Below are 14,093 nucleotides of genomic sequence, written 5' to 3'. Positions count from 1 at the left end.
ACAATAACCTATTTGTAACTCCATAAAAACCGCTTTTGAGCGTCCGATATGTGATTAAATTGCATTAGCATAGGTTATATTTTTGTTTTTGCGTTAATAATTATGTCAGCAAATATGACAATTTTATTTGATTTACAGGCTTAGATTGATTTTAAATTAAAATTTTACACTTATTTAGTAGTAATATAATCCTTGATTACATAACGCATTGGATTAGATTCTGAAATTTTTAGCACTATCGAATCTCCTACTTTTCGTTCACCTACAAACTTATTAATAGTTGTTATATCATTATAAGACTTGTTATTGCAACTATATTTATAATATAGTCGTTGATAATATCTCCCAGGTCCGGCATGGGCCCAATTTATTTTGTAAATATGTGCTTTTACAATTTGAGTTTTTTGCCCAATAAACTTATACTCTCCAGTATAAATAAGGTTTATTATGTAAATAAATAAAGGTGATAGAGCAATTACTATTAAGGCATTTTTCCACTTTTTCTTTCGTTCATTTTTTTGTTCTAGATTATACTTTAATTTCCATTTTTGATAATTTTCTTTACTTAAAGTTTCTTTTTTTGCTTTATTATTTTCAAAAAACTCATCTGTATCATTTAAATTTTTCTCCAGAAAATTATCTAAATAACCATAAAAAGATTCTATACTTGAAATTTCGAATTCAGAAAAAGTAACTTTATTATTATCTAAATACTCTACAAGAACTTTATCATTTTTCTTTTTTAAAACAATAGATTTACGTTGATCTACATAACTTAAAATATATACAAAAACATGAAATACTCTTACGTGTTTTACTTTTTCAATACTAGAAATAATATCTTCTTTACATGAAACATCAATAGTTTCATCTTTAAAATCGTATAACAAACGGACTAATACTCTCACGAAAATAGTTTACTTAAAAATTTTAAAAATTTAGATCTATTGTCTTTTGACTCCTCATTCTTTATTTGGACTTTTTCCATAGTAACCGTTTCATATACAGCTTCAATATATTCAAATTCGCTCATATCTGGTTGTACTAAATCTGCTCCTCCTTTGTGTGGAAATTGCACATAATATTTTGTTGGTTTTGGAAGTTGTTCTTCACATTCTTTTGAACATAAGTTAGCTAACATTGGAATGATATCTGTTCCTACTCTGGTAGTTATCCACATCTGATTTGTTTCTTCATAGCTCATTTGTTTACTACAAATACTACATTTTAAAGTATCACCATGATATCGAATAGGATTATGATTTAATCGAGGAAATCCCATACGGTTTTTGTAATTCCCATAAAGCACTCTTGTACTAATACGACTGTCTTTTAGGTTTTTACATTTAATATTTCAAATGGAAACCAATGTAAATCATAAGATGCATAAGGATCAAAGAATTCAAGTGATTCCATCTCTCCTATTTCTGGTGGAATTCGCTTTAAATTACTACCATATAAGTGATTTTTTTTTACGTTTTTAAGCTTAGCTATAGATTCTGGCAAAGTATAAATTTGAGAAAACAACTCGTTACCAAGAAAATCCCTCGGTGAAAACTCTTCTGCGTTGCTTTCTGCAAGTTGATCTATATACTCGCATAACTTTCTCCAAGCAATTGATGTTCTATCTTGAACATTATTAGGTATTTTAGAAATTCTTTTATTCATTAGAATTCAACTTTATTAAACTTATTCAGTCCAAGCTCTCCATTTTCGGATAGCTTTACAATAAAAGTAAATACTAATAATCCAAATAATAATAGTAAACCAAAATCCATATAAATCATACCACATTAAAAATGGATCATTATTTCTATGTGGATAACCTAACAATTCTTTATAGTATATAACTGCGAGTAATATGATTAACGGAATAGCAAATTGTGCTAAAGAAAATAAAATCGATACTAAGCCTTTACGCCATTTATTTAATAAAGCTAAAACAGAAAGAATTACGATTAGAATATTTAAAATTAGAGCAATTAAGATTCCTATTTTACTATTAAATCCTAAATATCTATCTGCTATAAAAATCAATAATATTCCAAAAATCAATACTACACCAGCAGCTACAACACTTAATAATATATTTCTTATATCTGTAGTTTTAAATAAGAAAATTAATAATGAGAATACAATAGATAAAACGATAAATACATATAAACTAACAGAATCGAAAGTTGGATGAAATGTATAATAAACATTTTTAAAGAAAGTATTTAAACCACTAAAATCACAATAAGGTACATAACCAAAATATTCATGATATTCTTTTTCTATTAAAACACTTTTACCATCAGAAGTTTTAGGAAACTGACTGTAATAAATTTGATCTTTTTTATGTGAAGTATTTGGAATTAAAACAGTATCTATTCTCTTTTTAGTTCTGTAGTAATTTAGTTTAAGCTTATCTAGATCATAATTTAAAGCTTTTCGATCTTTTATGTTAATAATATACTGATAATCATTTTTAAAATTTAAAAGATACAACCAATCTTCCTTCTTAATGTTATGCTTTACATTGTACTGTTTTGCTAAATTATAAAACTCGTCTAATTTGTTACGAAGAACATTTTCGTCTTTCTTATCTAATAGTTTTTGATAATAAATTAATCTATCCTTTCGATCAGTAGAATCTTGCCCATAACTAATAAACTCTCTAGAAAAGTTATATAAATTTGGAGTAATTAGTTCCTTGTAAGAAGAAATATCATAAACAATTCTATATTTAAAAGGTTGACTATTTTCAACATATGAATCCTCATCATAAATTCCTTCATCAGCAAAAACATTATTTTTAACATCTTCAGCTATCAATTCATGATTGATTTTGAAAAATTGATAATACTCGTCGTTATGTTTTATAAATGCTCGTGTTGTATCTATTGTGATTCCTAAATAATCTTCTCTTTTGGCAGACACAACTTCTAAAGGAAAAGGATCAGGATAATCTTTTTCTTCAATTTCATAATTAGTTCGATTTTTTAAAAAAAAGATCGCAGCATTATTAAACTTTTTAATATCTGTATCTATTTCATTCCAATTATATAAGGTTTTTATTTTGCTAGTAACTCCTTTCTTATATGAATAATAATGAGTGATATTGGTAAAAAATATTAAAAACAGAATACAAAACTGTATGAATAAAGTTCCTTTTTTTAATGGGTAAAAATTCTTGAAAGCGTTATTTTTCAAGTAGAAAATAATCCAGATTAATAATGATATAATAGAAGTTAAAACTCCTATTAAAAATGCTGGAGAATCGTAATAAAATCCCTCTAAATTATAATGACTAGAAACATCTCTTTGAGTATTTACAGATAAAAAACCAGCTATAAAAAATGTAAAATGTACAATGATAGCAAAAGCTAACATCCAAACTAGTTTCGTATTCCAAATTAATGGATAATGTTCTACTAAGTATTTATTTATTTTTTTAATCGTTTTCATAAGCAAGTATTAGTACACAAAAAATCTTCTGGTTGATTTAGAAATATCTCTGATGTATTGAATTGTAAAATTGTTTGACGCTATAATTGACAAAACAGTATTAAAAGTAATCGTGTTATCTTTAAAATATATGATATACACTCCTCCATTATACTCGATTTGTTCTAATTCATATTCTTCAAACACTTTTTCTATATCTTCTCTTGAATTAGTAGTATCTAATTCTATAATTAAAGAATTTTCTTCTTCAGTTTTTAAACCTAAAAGATCTGTAGGTTTACCATTTCTTAAATAAATTACTTCATCTGAAACCTTTTCAACTTCATATAATTGTTGAGATGAAAAAATCATAGCAATAGGATTTACATGAGATTTGGCCAGCATTTTTAAATCCTCTAAAATTACTTGTTGCGCAAGAATATCTAAATTAGCCAAAGGCTCGTCTAACAGAACAATTTCAGGTTTTCTAAGCATTGTTCTCGCTAACTCAAAACGCATTTTATATCCAGAAGATAATTCACTCCATTTTAAATCTTTGTATTTCCATAATCCAAATCTTGCAATCATCATATGTACTAACAAATGATTTTTCTCACCTGTAACTCCATGATGAACCAATGCAAACTTTAAGTTATCAATTACGCTTCCATACCATTTTGAAGTTCTTTGAGGAATATACACCAACTTTGATTTTAAATCATAAATATCATCTGTTTTATTAAGAAATGAATATGACAAATTACCTGAGGTTTTTTCAATTAAAGAAGCCAAAATTGTAAGCAAAGTTGTTTTACCGTTACCATTCTCACCTACTAATCCGAAAATATCTCCTTTATTTAACTCAATATTGATTGGACCCAGTTTAAATTTTCCTCTTCTATATACTTTTTCTATAGAATTCCCCTTAAGTATTGGTTGGCCAATTGCATTTTGATCTTCAATTTTAAAACCATTTATAATTTCCTTACACTTTATAAAATCATTTAAAACATTGGATTTATCTTCTTCTTTTTCATAAGTTTCAACAAATGTTAATGCAGCTTTAAACGCTTCAATTTTATCTGTATTTAAAGTTGCATCAAGTAACATTCGATAACCTAAGGAATAATCTCCTTGATTGTAATATTCTGTGGCTTGTTGAATAAGTATTTCTTGTTTTGTCAACTTATCTTCCATAACAATTTAATTTTTTAATAAGTTATCTCTCTGTAAAACTAGGTTTTATTTCTCTTTTCTGAAAACTTGAACCTTTATTCGTTAGAGTTTTTCATATAAATGCTTACTGCATTTGCTTTTTATGATTCTGCGATTAATAATTTAAAATACTCTTCCTTGGTTAAAGGTCTAATTTCACCTTCAGGTATTATTTTTCTTTTCATTTCACAAAGTAATATATCACCTTGTCTTTTTAAATATTTGATATGAGGAATTATATTTTCATGAATTCTAAAAGTAGATGCAATTGCTTCTAATGGATTGTCTTTATATTTATTTTCTATCCATAACCAATGTTCGTTATTTGTTGATGTACACCAACATTTTACGGCATAACCTTTTTGTAAATTTCGATTCCAAACTCTTAAATCACTAATTTGATTAAAATTAACTTCATAGGTTTCAAAGATATTATGCTTTTCTACAATTGTTTTATTTCCTTCTAAATCATATTCATAATGCTTTACTAAAATTCCTTCAGATTTAATTCTACTTGCGTTTAAAGCTTTCATTACTTCTGCAACACCAACGTAATTAAATGAGAATCTTCTAATATTTAAGTTCTCAATTTTAAATAATTTCTGAAAACTTAAAGCTTCAACTTCTTGCCATACTCGTTCTATCTTTTTTAAAACAGTAATTAAGTGTGGATTCATTTCACATGTCCATTCTCTTAAAACTTCACGTGTATAAAAGTTTTGATAAGAACTGTGTTTCATTTTCAATATTTGCACATACATGTTGAAGGAAATTGGTAACTTTTGATTTCTCCAACGGGAACCTAAATAAAAATAATTTTTAGACAATAGCTGATTTTCTCTTATCTGATGATAAAACTCTTTAACTATTTCTGGTTTATCAGTTTCAAAATATTCTGATTTATTAATGTTAGTAATAGTAGTATTAATTTTTACAAAGTTTTCTTTGGCTTCTTTACTACCTTCTAAGACAGAAATTGTTTTTAAATTCTTAAACTTTTTGGTTGTATTATCTACTAATTTTAAAGTACCAAAAACTTTAGTGAGCTCTGGTGTTTCTAAGTAATCATTAGCAAAATAATTCCCTTTTACTATTGTTAAGTTATTTAAATAATGTATGCTTTTAGTTGATTCTGGAGTTATTACACTACCATTAATTACTCTTAAATTTGGTAAATAATGCTCAAAATCATAACTGTAATCTATATTTATTATTTCTAATAAATGAGCTTTAAAACGACCATCTAAAAGTGATTGTTTTTGAATTATTCTTAACTGTGGAGCAATAAGTTCTGTCCCTTCTTTGGTTAAAGTAATACTACCTACTTTATATAAAGATGGAAATGTATTATTCATTCCTTTTTGAATGATTAATTTTTTACCTATTTCATCAACTCGAATTCTTTGATTTGAAGAGTTGATTTCACATCTTCCTAAAATTACTTTCAATTTAGGTGTATGTACTTCTCTTTTATCATTGTTCTTGATAAGTAAATCTCCCCAAATCTTTTTAAGGTTAGAAAAACTACAAGAACTATTTATAATTTCTATAGAGCCAAAATGTTCTTCCATAGGAAAAACCAATGGATAACTTGCATCATAAATTCTAAGATTACAGTACTGATTGTCTTTAACTTTCTGTAATTGTGAATTGTTACTAATCTCTATCCATTCATTTTCTTTTTCTACACCACTTATAACTTTTAGTTTAGGAAGTAATACTTCTTCGTACTTTTTAAATTTTCCTAGAACCTTTTCTAATTTAGGTAACCTTGTATTTATTTCATGAATATTTAAATTTCCTTTAATTAAATGTAATTCTGGAAATACATTTTCTTTACCATCAACAGACAATAACCCATCTACTATTTTTAAGTTTGGAAATAAACAATGTGTAGCTCTTACAATTAAATTCCCTTTAAGATGATCTAGTTGTATTGTACAAGCATGTAAATATATTTCTAAATGAAATTCTTCATATAATTGTAGAAATTCTAAATCTTCTTCTTTAACGATTTTTATAATTGGTAAATCCATCATTAATCATAAGCATTTTCTACAATACGTGTAATAGGATTATATTCTTGTTGAACATACTTTATTACATATTCACTTTCTATTTTTATGCATCCATGCTCACCATGAGTTACAAAGCCATCTCCTTCGATTTGGATAACTTCTGTGCTATTTAAAGTTTTTACAACCTTAATTTTACTAGCTTCTAAAACATGTGTATTTGTTGTTTTTTCTAAGAAATGTTTCATAGTCTTAAGTTTTTAAAAAGAAAGAGGGTTGGAATCGAACCAACATCATCGGATTGGCATTCCGCTGCTTTCCAATTAGCTTACCTCTTTCTTATATTTTAAAAAGTGAAGATAGGCTGGAGTCGAACCAGCAACCTTATGCGAGATTGGCATATATTCTTCCATTGAACTACTATCTTCATATTACCAATTTTCTATTTTGTAATTTTTCAGCAATGTTCCAGCTAATATAGGTTTTTCTTGGATTCCTTCTAAAATTGGATGTAAAATTCTAGCTGCCCCGTCTACAGAATCTAAAGGAGGAATATATCCTCTTTTAAACTGTTTTTCTCGTAAAACTTCTTTTGCTCCTGTAGAAATCCAACCTACATCAACGGCATACATCAAAATATTATGATCTTTTTCAAACTGTTTACCAGAAGTTCGTGTCATCATATTTAATGCTGCTTTTGTCATATTTGTATGTGGATGAAAAATCGTTTTATTATTGTAACTAAATTGTCCTTCAGAAGAAGTTACATTAATAATGAATCGTTTATCAAACTTAGATTGAGAGAATAAAGGAATTAATTCTTTAATCAAAAAATAAGGAGATATCTGATTAATCAAATTAACTTCTAGCAACTCATACATAGACACTTCTTCTAGAGTTGAGTTCCAACTTGTTTTCTCTCTAGTATCGATAGGCTGTCCAAATCTATTCATTTCAAAATCCTGATATTCTTCAGAATTTACTAATAAATTAATTTCTTGCAAAACTGATGTTGTATTAGCAATACAAAAATTTTCATCAGAATTTAAAAGTAACTTCTGCTCTTGTTGAACTAATGGTGTGTAATAAGTATCGTTATATTTAATAGTTTGTGCTGCGTTATTTATTAAAATATCTAAAGTATTGTAAGTAGACTTATAGAATTCAATAAACTCTTTTACTGCTGTTAAGTTTCTTAAATCTAAACCGTAAACTATTAAATTATCTTTCCAATCATTATAATCTTCTTCTTTTTTAAACTGATCTAAAGCTGAAGCTGGAAATCTACTTGTAACTACAACATTTGCATTTGCTCTTAATATTTTTAAAGCTGTTGCATAACCAATTTTTACTCTTCCTCCAGTAATAATTACGTTTCTTCCTTCTAAATCAATATTTTTAAATCTGTTTTCATAATTTTCTTCAGCGCAATTCGGACACATTCTATTGTAAAAAAAATGAACCTTATTGAACTGTACATTACAGACATAACAATTCTTAGGTTTATTTATCAATTTAAATTCTTTAGTAGTGTTCAATTCACCTTCAGCATATAACGTTTCATTACGAATTGCATTTTTGAAAATAGTAGATTCTTTTAAAACATTTAAATCTTGTTTTAATCTTTCTTGAGTTGACTCATAACTCTTTTGCTTTTTCGCTTTTTTATGAATCTTAGTAATTAAACCAGAAAACAATTGATTATCTGGATTATGAAAAGGATTATCTTTTAAAGTTTGTAGTACTTTAATGCAATTATCCCATTCTTCTTGAGTAAATTGATATGTTTCCATATGATTTTCTTTGTGGAATAGACGAGACTCGAACTCGCATCTGGGTCTAGCCGGACACCTAGTTTTTCTCCATTTAAACTACTATCCCATTAATTTTTTTAATCTACAGTAAAGCAATCATCTAACATTTGATATAACTTCGGGTGTTTCCTTTTTAATAACATTGGTCTTTCGAAAAAATATTCGCAAGCAACTGCAAAAAATTCTTCTTTTGATGTTCCTCCGTAATTCCTAATATCAGAATCATCGTTATTAATATCTTCCATTTTATCATGAACTAAATCTAGCCAAACTAACAAATTCTTATTGTCTAATAATGCTTTAGGAATACCATCAATATTTCCGTCTAGTTTATCTAATAAATGAATAAATTCATGGATTCCGGTATTTCCTTTGTCAGTTTTGTTGGTAAAACCATGGTGTAAAGCTCTTCTCGATAGAATCATTTTATTTTCAAAGCGTCCGTTTCCAACTAATCCACCAATAATTTTGTTTTTTGACTTTGCTGCGAATTCTAAATCTTCATTAAAATAATCGGGATAAATAATCACAGTTTTTAAATTCGGATACATAAAATTGTTGAAACCAAAAACAGGTATAATAGCACTTGCTGCCACTAATAAAATATCTAAATCTTGAAGTTCAAAATCAACCGCAACAATTTCTACATGATTTAAAAAAGTCTGAATTCGTTTCTTAAAATGTAAACGATCTTCTGTATTTAATTGTTTATAAAACAGTACATTTTCTTCTAATATTGTATACCAATGTTCCTGAATTTCAACAGTATTAATTTTAGGTTCAATTTTTTCTTTAGTGATTAATTTATATACTAAAAAAAGGATAATAAGAGTACTAATGATATATAACAAAATACTTTTTCTTTTAGGCTAAAATACTATTATTTTTCATTTTCTGAATTCAAGAAAGGCTCTACAAAACCAATAAATTCTAAATTACTTTTTTTCCATCTGGCTCCGTGACCAGAAGCAATACGAACTTCGTAAATCAACTCGTGTTTAAAATGATAAAATACATTCCACCATGTTTTTTGATGTAGTAAATATTGTATCAGTTCTTTTACCTTTTCCTCTTTCTGTTTCGGATTTCCTTCTACACTACCCCAAAAGTTATTTATTGTTCGCTCTGAATGTTTTTCAAAAGCTCTAACTGCTTTAGTAACGTGTAAATTATATTGCTCAAAACTTGCTTTAAAAACATCATCATTTAAAGGCGGAAGTGCGTTTATCGTGTTATCTGTTGCTGATGTTAAACGTTGCCCTAAAACCAAAAGAAAATCAGTGATATCTGTATGTTGAAATCTTTGAATTAATTCATCAACTTCATTTATCTCAAACAAAAATAGAAACTGTTCATAGGCAGCTTTTCTATCTCTTTGAATTTCTTCTTCGAAATATGGTAAAGTAAACGTCTTTAAAAAATTAGCATCTGAATAATAACTATGTAAATTAGATATGAAAGACCTCAAATGCTCTTCTTTACAATACGTTAAATAATGTTTTTCTTCTTTTTCATTTAGCTCTTTTTGTAAAGCAAATAGTGTAATATGTAATTCTTCTTTTTTCATCTTTTATTGAATAACACAGCAAACTTAATTTATTACTACGTATTCATTTTGCGTAGCAATTTAAAAAATTAGAAATGGAAAGATTTTTACTTGCATCTTTGGGTATTTTCCAATGTTTTGTCTTTTAAACTACATTTCTAATTTTAATAGTTTCCGAATTTAATTCGAAATTATTTTTAAATTATTAAATCTACTTAATGAGAACCTGAAACAAGTTCAAGTTGACGTTACTTTACTTGAATAAAAGTACTTCTTTAACTAAACTAACAGCTTCTTTGTTAAGTGCTTTAGTAAATAGTTTTTGACGTTCTTTTTCAATAGTATTCCACTCATCTTCGTAATCTTTCTTAAAATCTACAAAAGCATCTTGTGATAGTAAACCAATAGTTTTACCAGTTTGTTTTGGTTCAAAATCACCAAGTTTACTTTGTACGTTCATTAGTCTGTTTTCGTTAATATAACTCATTAGTTTTTCTAGTGTTTTCTTTTCTTTATCTGAAAATGATACCACAGTAGTTTTTCTAATTCGTGTTGTTGCATGTGAACGTTCAGACCATTTTTCGTTTTTGTTTTTAAAGATTACTCGTGTTCCATTTTTAAAAATTTTACTTGCTACGGGTTTAATTACAACACCTTCACAAGTGTTATCTTTAATCTCTGGAAGACCAAGCCAACCTGGAATTTTTGAATCAAACTCGTTTGAATATGCTAGACAATCTTTAAATGAACCTTCAAAAAGTGATTTTGCATAAAATAGTCCAACGGTTTCAAAAAGTTCATTTGCCTCATCTACATTTAGATACACATCGTGATCGATACGAATATCAAAAGCATAAAAATCGTTATCAGGTGCGTAAAAAACTCCTTTTTGAATTCTTGACATTCCTTTTGATTTTGATACTTCTGGATGTTCGTAACTACCTCCAAAGATTTCACCATAGACCGTAACTTCAGTTATGGTTGGATATTTTTCTTTTACAAGTACGTATAGTTTTTCAATAGCTGTTCTATACTTTTCTAGTACGTATTTGTAGTTGTTAAATTTTTCGTCTTCAGCAATTAACCCACTACGTTTTGCGACTTGAATTACTTCTCCACCTGTAATGAAAGAAAAGTTAGATCCGTGTACTTTTTCCTGAACTACATATTTTTCTTTATCATATCCATGAAGATAAACTTGCTCAATTTGTTTTTCACGATATGTGTTTTCAATACTGTTATATTTCTTAAACATGATCTTAATTTTTTAATAATTACTAATTCTCTTTTCGCGCGCTTGTGTAGAAGATGAGATTCGAACTCATTGCTATTAAACATTCCTTTATACTTCTACATTTTTCATTAACTCTTTAAAATACTTTTTCTTTAATACTGACAATAAAAAAGCACCTCGTTTCGGAGGTGCTTTCTAAAATTTATATACTAAACTTTTTACTCTCTATACCTCCTAATTTTCATTTGAAATAACTCCATAACAATACTAGCACTATTTATTTGTGCACTTTTATTAGTATTCCAATCTTGTATGTTATTCATTTTTAGCATTTCCTATGAATTAATTTTTTCGTGGTGCAAATATGTGTCAAATATTTCAAACACACAAATAATAAATAATTTAAAATCAAGCATTTAAAGTAAATTGATTCAATAGATTTCCTGTCCGTAGTTTTACGGATACACAACAAACTTGTTACTATTTTGATTACTAGTTATTTGTTGATTTAGCATCGACTATGTGTTTGCTTTTTAACTTTCTAAGATTTTTTATCATTTTTTACAAAAAAAGCGTCCAACTTAAAAATTGGACGCTTTTACTATGAATTATTATTTGTTTTTAATCTCTATTTTCTTCTGAAATAATTACATAACGTCCTTCCTGCGTTCATCCAATTTAGATAAACACCAGCATCTTTTCTCGATATTTGAATTGTGTTATGTAGTGATTCTTGTTTCATTTCTGATGCAAATATGCAATATTTTTTAGAATTTAAGAATTGTAATTTAACAAGAAACTAATGTTTTATAATTTTTTGGAAGTAATTCAGCTATTAAATTAAACCAAATAGATGCGCGATCTAGTATCCAAGCGTCTGAAGTTATAGCTACAGATTCACTATTTGCAATTACTTTATCTGGATTGTTTTCTAAGATTACCTCCCAATTATAATGATATTTTTCTGCAATAGTTAATAATTTAGTTTTCATTCTACCACTATTAGAAACTGGTTGATCGAAAATCCAAACTACTTTTTTTACCTTATATTTTTGAAAGAAATCACCAATTAAACGTATTGCTTCTTCAGTTTGATTTACACTTTTATAAGTTCAATGTAAAGAAGACAAATCACGATAAGCTCCATCTTTTCCTTCAAAAACATACGCATTGGAAAGAATACTTTCTAATAATATAATTTGATTAAAACCATCAATTATGATTTCTTTACCGATCAAGTTCTCTTTCCAAATTTGCTTTTCCTTTCTGTTTTTTACAGCTGATGCTGCTGCAGACATTCCTTTTATAGCTTGTTGCTGACGCTTATTTAACTTGTAACGATTTCCAGCTAATTCACAAGAAGAAGCTTCTCCATAGCCACGTTCTAATAGAAACGACATATCGTAAACTGCTTCTTTTATCTTACGTAGCATAAATTCTTGTCCAAATAATCGATCATCTGAACCTTCTTTTCCTCTATTTTTTGGCATTATAAGTTTTTTAGAGTTAAGAATATTTATAGTAATTCTTTGTTTTTGGTTTATTGAATAATTTTTAGTTGTAAATACTGTTTTGACGTCATTCCGAATTTATTTCGGAATCTCAAAACTTTTGTAAACAACAATTTTTAATGAGAACCTGAAACAAGTTCAGGTTGACGTAAGTTTATGATCATACACTACTAATATTCGTTCTGATTATAAAATTCAGTTCTTATACTATTCAATAACTCATTGGCCAAAACTTTATCTGGTTTTTCTGGTAAATCAGAAGTTTCATAAAGCTGTTCTAATTCTTTTTTAATAGTTTCTGCTTCATTAACTAAATCATCGTATTCAAATTCAGCATTTTTGATTCTAAATAAATATTTTCTTTCAGATTCACTAACTCTAACATTTACTACTTTGTTTTTAGCAATTTCTTCAGCCATATGCAATAAACGAAATGTGTGCATCATGTTCTTCGCATCATAATTTTTATCGTGAGAGATATTACTTTTATAACGTTCATCGTTTCTTTTATCAACCCAATCCCAATATTCTTTGTACTTTTTACAATACGATGAATAACCTTCTAAATTACTGTATAGAACAGCAATTGGCTTTTCTTCTTTCGGAATTGAGCTTGTACAAACCTCATTCGCGTTTTCTCTTGCAATTCCTTGATACCCTAATGAATCACTATAAAACAAATTGAAACAATTCTTCATATTTGGAATTTTAGCCAATCCACAATTATTAATACCTAAATCATTTTCTGTTAAATATTCTTTTAATTGTAATGACTTTTTTCCTTGAAGAACTGTACAAAAATCAATGATTTCTTTTCGTTCTTTTTCAACCGGATTTACAATTTTCTTATTTAAACCTCTCGCCTTTTTAATCTGAGTAAAAGCATAATTAGCAAATGTATTCTTGCATAATTTTGATAAAAATAATTCCGATGTAATTTTATCATAAATAGGGTGTTTAATTTGAATACACTCAGCTGGCATATTTAATAATTCTAAAATATTCGGATTATTCTTTAAGCATAATTCTATAAACTTTCTTAATTCATAATACACAATATCATTCGTTTCATTATTGATTTGTCCGATATAATCCAACGAATAGAATTTATCTTTTGGTAAAATAAAAACACCGCGAATATCAGTATCTGAAGTAGGTGTTTGTAATCCGTACGCCCTACTTCCACTAATACTTTCAAAAATGATCGAGTTTGATTTTTTTAGTTCTTCTAGTGTCATTGCTTTATATTTTTAAATAAATGTCAGGTTGAGCAGTCGAAATCTCTCGTGTTATTTCGTTCTCGACACCGCTCGAACTGACAAATCATAA

Annotated in this window: 12 protein-coding genes, 3 tRNA genes and 1 pseudogene; all 16 read right to left on the bottom strand. The window is 27.4% G+C overall.

Annotated elements, in window-relative coordinates; genetic code table 11:
• Positions 1-170: 170 nt before the first annotated feature.
• Entirely contained in the window at positions 171-908 is a 738-nt protein-coding gene (locus Q1A46_RS04490) for a hypothetical protein (RefSeq protein ID WP_299674512.1), read from the bottom strand.
• A complete protein-coding gene (locus Q1A46_RS04485) occupies positions 905-1,282 on the bottom strand; it encodes a hypothetical protein (RefSeq protein WP_299674509.1) in 378 nt (125 codons plus the stop codon). The genes Q1A46_RS04490 and Q1A46_RS04485 overlap by 4 nt, the downstream gene beginning before the upstream one ends.
• Positions 1,283-1,332: 50 nt before the next feature.
• A complete protein-coding gene (locus tag Q1A46_RS04480; RefSeq protein WP_299674506.1) occupies positions 1,333-1,668 on the bottom strand; it encodes a hypothetical protein in 336 nt (111 codons plus the stop codon).
• Positions 1,669-1,689: 21 nt separating this feature from the next.
• Positions 1,690-3,450, bottom strand: coding sequence for a hypothetical protein (locus Q1A46_RS04475; protein WP_299674503.1), 1,761 nt, complete (start codon positions 3,448-3,450; stop codon positions 1,690-1,692).
• A gap of 9 nt (positions 3,451-3,459) precedes the next feature.
• Positions 3,460-4,626 (bottom strand): ATP-binding cassette domain-containing protein, encoded by a 1,167-nt coding sequence (locus tag Q1A46_RS04470; protein WP_299674500.1) that lies wholly within the window; start codon positions 4,624-4,626, stop codon positions 3,460-3,462.
• Between the two features lie 119 nt (positions 4,627-4,745).
• The gene (locus Q1A46_RS04465; RefSeq protein ID WP_299674497.1) at positions 4,746-6,683 is read right to left on the bottom strand and encodes a hypothetical protein; all 1,938 of its coding nucleotides are present in this window, start codon (positions 6,681-6,683) and stop codon (positions 4,746-4,748) included.
• Complete coding sequence (locus tag Q1A46_RS04460; RefSeq protein ID WP_299674494.1) at positions 6,683-6,907, bottom strand: hypothetical protein; 225 nt, start codon at positions 6,905-6,907, stop codon at positions 6,683-6,685. Before Q1A46_RS04460 ends, Q1A46_RS04465 begins: the two co-directional genes overlap by 1 nt.
• Positions 6,908-6,926: 19 nt before the next feature.
• Positions 6,927-6,997, bottom strand: a tRNA-Gly gene (locus tag Q1A46_RS04455).
• Positions 6,998-7,013: 16 nt separating this feature from the next.
• Positions 7,014-7,087 (bottom strand) — tRNA-Asp (locus tag Q1A46_RS04450).
• Between the two features lie 3 nt (positions 7,088-7,090).
• Positions 7,091-8,452, bottom strand: a complete 1,362-nt coding sequence (locus Q1A46_RS04445; protein WP_299674491.1) for an SDR family oxidoreductase — start codon at positions 8,450-8,452, stop codon at positions 7,091-7,093.
• A 13-nt stretch (positions 8,453-8,465) separates the two neighbouring features.
• A tRNA-OTHER gene (locus tag Q1A46_RS04440) sits at positions 8,466-8,540 on the bottom strand.
• A 10-nt stretch (positions 8,541-8,550) separates the two neighbouring features.
• Positions 8,551-9,324, bottom strand: a complete 774-nt coding sequence (locus tag Q1A46_RS04435; RefSeq protein WP_299674488.1) for a zinc-dependent peptidase — start codon at positions 9,322-9,324, stop codon at positions 8,551-8,553.
• A 29-nt stretch (positions 9,325-9,353) separates the two neighbouring features.
• Positions 9,354-10,040, bottom strand: a complete 687-nt coding sequence (locus tag Q1A46_RS04430) for a hypothetical protein (RefSeq protein WP_299674485.1) — start codon at positions 10,038-10,040, stop codon at positions 9,354-9,356.
• 232 nt (positions 10,041-10,272) lie between these two features.
• Positions 10,273-11,274, bottom strand: coding sequence for an RNA ligase, Rnl2 family (locus tag Q1A46_RS04425; protein ID WP_299674482.1), 1,002 nt, complete (start codon positions 11,272-11,274; stop codon positions 10,273-10,275).
• 767 nt (positions 11,275-12,041) lie between these two features.
• Positions 12,042-12,686: pseudogene (locus Q1A46_RS04420) on the bottom strand (DUF434 domain-containing protein).
• Positions 12,687-12,934: 248 nt separating this feature from the next.
• Entirely contained in the window at positions 12,935-14,002 is a 1,068-nt protein-coding gene (locus tag Q1A46_RS04415) for a DNA polymerase beta superfamily protein (RefSeq protein WP_299674479.1), read from the bottom strand.
• Positions 14,003-14,093 lie beyond the last annotated feature (91 nt).

This window comes from uncultured Tenacibaculum sp. (assembly GCF_947502995.1).
GTDB lineage: Bacteria > Bacteroidota > Bacteroidia > Flavobacteriales > Flavobacteriaceae > Polaribacter.
Note: the sequence above shows the minus strand (reverse complement) of the source record. Positions and strands in the feature narration are given on the sequence as shown.

Excerpts from the sequence above, each read along its gene's own strand:
- Q1A46_RS04480 (WP_299674506.1), bottom strand. The coding sequence starts at position 1,668 with ATGAATAAAAGAATTTCTAAAATACCTAATAATGTTCAAGATAGAACA.
- Q1A46_RS04445 (WP_299674491.1), bottom strand. The coding sequence starts at position 8,452 with ATGGAAACATATCAATTTACTCAAGAAGAATGGGATAATTGCATTAAA.
- Q1A46_RS04470 (WP_299674500.1), bottom strand. The coding sequence starts at position 4,626 with ATGGAAGATAAGTTGACAAAACAAGAAATACTTATTCAACAAGCCACA.
- Q1A46_RS04425 (WP_299674482.1), bottom strand. The coding sequence starts at position 11,274 with ATGTTTAAGAAATATAACAGTATTGAAAACACATATCGTGAAAAACAA.
- Q1A46_RS04485 (WP_299674509.1), bottom strand. The coding sequence starts at position 1,282 with ATGGGATTTCCTCGATTAAATCATAATCCTATTCGATATCATGGTGAT.
- Q1A46_RS04465 (WP_299674497.1), bottom strand. The coding sequence starts at position 6,683 with ATGATGGATTTACCAATTATAAAAATCGTTAAAGAAGAAGATTTAGAA.
- Q1A46_RS04475 (WP_299674503.1), bottom strand. The coding sequence starts at position 3,450 with ATGAAAACGATTAAAAAAATAAATAAATACTTAGTAGAACATTATCCA.
- Q1A46_RS04460 (WP_299674494.1), bottom strand. The coding sequence starts at position 6,907 with ATGAAACATTTCTTAGAAAAAACAACAAATACACATGTTTTAGAAGCT.
- Q1A46_RS04415 (WP_299674479.1), bottom strand. The coding sequence starts at position 14,002 with ATGACACTAGAAGAACTAAAAAAATCAAACTCGATCATTTTTGAAAGT.
- Q1A46_RS04430 (WP_299674485.1), bottom strand. The coding sequence starts at position 10,040 with ATGAAAAAAGAAGAATTACATATTACACTATTTGCTTTACAAAAAGAG.